Annotated in this window: 4 protein-coding genes and 1 pseudogene; 2 read left to right on the top strand and 3 right to left on the bottom strand. The window is 34.3% G+C overall.

The annotated features are described in order from the left end of the window. Window positions 1-352, top strand: a pseudogene (locus IC220_RS06330) (transposase); the annotation flags it as partial. Between the two features lie 201 nt (window positions 353-553). Here the strand turns inward: IC220_RS06330 and IC220_RS06325 are convergent. Next, on the bottom strand, window positions 554-844 hold the full coding sequence (locus IC220_RS06325) for a hypothetical protein (protein WP_223158800.1): 291 nt from the start codon (window positions 842-844) through the stop codon (window positions 554-556). A gap of 321 nt (window positions 845-1165) precedes the next feature. Further along, window positions 1166-3082 (bottom strand): ATP-dependent helicase, encoded by a 1917-nt coding sequence (locus IC220_RS06320; protein ID WP_188153633.1) that lies wholly within the window; start codon window positions 3080-3082, stop codon window positions 1166-1168. Between the two features lie 144 nt (window positions 3083-3226). On the opposite strand from IC220_RS06320, the gene IC220_RS06315 reads away from it, so the two are divergent. Next, window positions 3227-3904 carry a hypothetical protein gene (locus tag IC220_RS06315; RefSeq protein WP_188153632.1) on the top strand — a complete coding sequence of 226 codons (678 nt, stop codon included), beginning with the start codon at window positions 3227-3229 and terminating at the stop codon, window positions 3902-3904. Between the two features lie 60 nt (window positions 3905-3964). On the opposite strand, the gene IC220_RS06310 is transcribed toward IC220_RS06315, so the two are convergent. Then, window positions 3965-4143 (bottom strand): transposase (locus IC220_RS06310; protein ID WP_188152690.1); only part of this gene is annotated, 179 nt, incomplete at its 5' end.

Genomic DNA, 4143 nt, shown 5'->3' with positions numbered 1-4143 from the left:
AGCAAGGAAATTGCTGAGAATTACTTCTTAGAATTAGAGGAAAAATGGGGCGCAAAGTACCCAATGGTTATAAAATCATGGCAGAACAATTGGGAGAATTTATCCAGTTATTTTAAGTATTCTGACCCAGTTAGGAGGGTGGTTTATACCACAAATCCCATAGAAGGACTGCATAGACAAATTAGGAAATTCACTAAGACCAAGGGCTCATTTACCAGCATAAATGCCTTGTATAAGTTGGTATATTGTGCTATAAAGAAGGCAGAGGAAAAATGGACGATGCCTGTGCATGATTGGGATATCTCAGCTTGACATTTTCTTTCCTGGAAGATTGAAATTTGAGTTGAGCTAAAAATGTGGTTTGACACAGTTTATTTAACACTCCCTTCTTATCTTAAGATTAGGTTTTGCAAAGGTCTGTTGAAACCCTTAGTTTCAACAATATGCAATGTTACTCTTAACCACTGCAACATTGTACAGTGGTAATTCTCTTATGAATCGAGAAGTAAGCAGCAAACTTGCATTCATACCTGGTTTAAATGAAGATCCAGCTCTACCACCAGGACTCCCTCATAGTGATTGTATAGTATGATGGATATTGTGTATAAGCTTCAGTGGGTACATACATATCAGAATCCCATCTATTATTAAAATCTTCGCCTACCATCACACTTGCTTGTTCATAACCCCATTTTGTACACTCAACAAATAATGGCCCTGATCCCTGTTGAACTCTTACTTGTCCAGGATTAGATGTGAAAGAATATCTTGCTCCAGATTCAGGAAGATGTATAGCGCATTTTACTCCTCTTAGCAAATAACCATGACTATCTACTACTCGCATTTGAATTGTTTGAGTAGAACGAGAAAAAGAGCTGGAGAAGGAACTGGAAACCGTATAACTAGAAAACATCGTTTCAAAGCAACCAGTAAGTAAGACAGCTATAGATAAAATCAAACAAGTATTAATGAATTTAAAAGATTTATGTATCTCAAACACGTTACACTCTATTTTATGTGATAGTCTAATTTTATCATAAATTCAGTCATTTGTCAATAAATCTCTACAAAAGCAGTAAAAGTGAGATGAAATTGAGTATCTTATTTTAACAACAAATCGCTATCAGAAATAGGTTGTGCAAGAGATTTACCGAAACCCCTAATTTCAGCAATATGCAATGTTACTTTTAACCACTGTAACATTGTCCCTTGGTAATTCTTTTATGAATCGAGAAGTACGCATCGGTTGCCATTGATTATTAATTTCTCTTCTATCTGCACATGAAATGGTTAATTTTTCTTTCGCTCTGGTAATTCCCACATACGCAAGTCTTCTCTCCTCTTCTAAAGCTTTACCGCTTCTATCTTCAAACGACCTCTGATGCGGAAATAATCCTTCTTCCCAACCTGGTAGAAATACGCACGGAAACTCTAATCCTTTAGCTGCATGGAGAGTCATCACGTATACAGTGTCGTCATTCTTCATGTTATCTACTTCCATCACCAAACTTATGTGCTCCAAGAAAGTTGTTGCATTGTCGAAATTTTTTAAAGATGAGATAAGCTCTTTTACATTCTCCATTCGTGCTGCACCTGTTATGCCTTCTCCTTCCAGCATTTCAATATATCCTGATTGATCTGCTATCATTTCAACAAACTCAAAAAGTTCTTTTGTGGTTACCATTCCTTTCCAAAGTTCAATTTTACTTAAAAAACCATTTAGTGAGGATTTTATTCTTTCTGTTATCTGATCACTATCGACCAACATTTTTGCTGCCTCAAAAAAGGAAACTCTGTGATCCTGAGCGGCTGTATATATTTTTTTAAGAGTTGTAGCGCCTATACTTCTTTTTGGCCGATTTATAATGCGTTCAAAGGCAAGGTCGTCATTATTGTTGATTACTAGCCTTAAATACGCGATTATATCTCTAACTTCTTGACGCTCATAAAATTTCATTCCACTTATTATCTTATAAGGAATCGAATATTTTATAAAATATTCCTCCAGAACTCTAGTTTGAAAAGTAGCCCTTACCAGCACTGCGATATCACAAAACCTATATTGCGTGAATTTTAATATCTGTTCACTGATAAACCTCGCTTCAGCTTTTCCATCCCATAACTTTATGAGACTCACTTTTTCACCTTCAGTGTTGGCCGTCCATAGCTTTTTTTCTAACCTGGTTTTATTGTAGTTGATAACACACGATGCAGTTGCAAGTATATGCGATGTCGACCGATAATTGCACTCTAATTTGACGGTTTTTGCACCTTTGAAGTCATCAGAAAACTTCAAGATGTTTTCAACTTCCGCACCACGCCAACTGTATATCGACTGGTCATCATCCCCCACGCAACAGATATTTGAATGCTCTTTTGCTAGATACTTAAGCCAAAGGTACTGTATCGCGTTTGTATCTTGATACTCGTCTACCATGATATATTTAAATTTATTCTGATAGTAAGACAAAATATCATCACGCTGATTAAAAAGCTGTATATTATACAATAATAAATCACCGAAATCAACAGAGTTGAGAAACTGTAACCTTTCTTGATACTGATGATATACTTTCAGTGCAGTTACATATAATGACTTAAATGATTGCACATCTTCCACTTCAGACGGCATCAGGCATTTCTCTTTCCATTTTTGAATAATATTCATAATGGTGTTATGTTTTTCTGCCAGGCCACTAGGGATCATCTCATTGACAATGTTTTTTATTACTTGCAATTGATCGTCTATACCAATAATTGTAAAATTAGGATTCAATCCTACCACTTCTGCATGTTTACGTAAAATTTTTGCTGCAATTGCATGAAAAGTTCCCAGCCATGGTATATTGACATCTGTCATTTCCAGTACTCTCGATGCCATTTCATTGGCTGCTTTATTTGTGAAGGTCACTGCCAGTATTTGATCAGATGAACAATAACCATTACTAATTATATGTGCTATTCTTGAAGTAATTGTTCTGGTTTTTCCCGTTCCTGCTCCGGCAAGTATTAAAATTGGCCCGTCCACGTTCATTACAGCTGCTTGCTGCTCTGGGTTTAATTGTGATAAGTAATCGCTCATTGTAGATATTAGATTATCCTCTAATTAGTTAACATTATGATTGTAGTATTGTAAAGGTTTTATTGCTTTGACTTGCTATTATTAAAATTTTAGCATATTAAAGTATATACTAGGATATATATTAACGACTAAAGAGGCGGTAAAATGGGAACAGAAATAACATTTCAGTATAAAAAAGATTCACATTTTTTGTTAGAACTTCATATCGGTAAAAAAGAAGCAAAGAAGCTTAAAAAGCAAATTAAAAATAATAATTTACTTATAATTGAAACAGAAAAATACAATGAAAAGTATAAGTATGTTATAGAGGAAACACATAGTTGTGAACTAAATAAAGGCGTATTGAAAATTGAATTTAACGGAAAAGTTTATAAAAATGACGAATTATCTATTTATGAACAATTAAAACATTTTACTCATAAAATTGAAGATCCCCATTATACTTTTTATCAACTTGAACGAGGATCTGAAGCGAAAGAAACTCTAAGTTCTATCGTACAAGATCAACAATCTGAACCTAATGACGATAATGTTGTCAATACTTATTATAATCCAAATATGCATTGCCCTTTCAATATTGTTTGCATGAGCTATTTAGCACTTGGAGCAACATTAAGTGCTGTGGTTGGTCCAGGGGCTGGAGTAGTCTTTATAGCATCTGGTATAATTTATACACTAATTGCTGGTACTACAAAGATTCATGAAAAAGCCAGTGAAAATCAGCTATCAGATACAAGTACACGTACGACTGTAGAAACTGTGTTACAAGATGCATCTGTTTCTCGCGTTAAGATGCCAGATAAAACCAGTGGCAAAAGTTAATATGATTAAAAGACTATAATAAATTTGACAATTATTACAATCTTTAGGTAGTGTCGACATTTATTTTAACCAAAGATATATAGAAGCAATATGGACAAAAGATAAGAAAGAAATAGCTAATTTATCATAACGAGTAGCAACCCTACGAAAATTCTTGAGTTTATTGAACATTCTTTCGATGAGATTTCTCTCTTTATAAAGCTCTTTATCGTATTCTCTTGGTGTTTTTCTATTGGAAC

The organism is Wolbachia endosymbiont of Pentalonia nigronervosa, assembly GCF_014534705.1.
Classification (GTDB): Bacteria; Pseudomonadota; Alphaproteobacteria; order Rickettsiales; family Anaplasmataceae; genus Wolbachia.
Note: the sequence above shows the minus strand (reverse complement) of the source record. Positions and strands in the feature narration are given on the sequence as shown.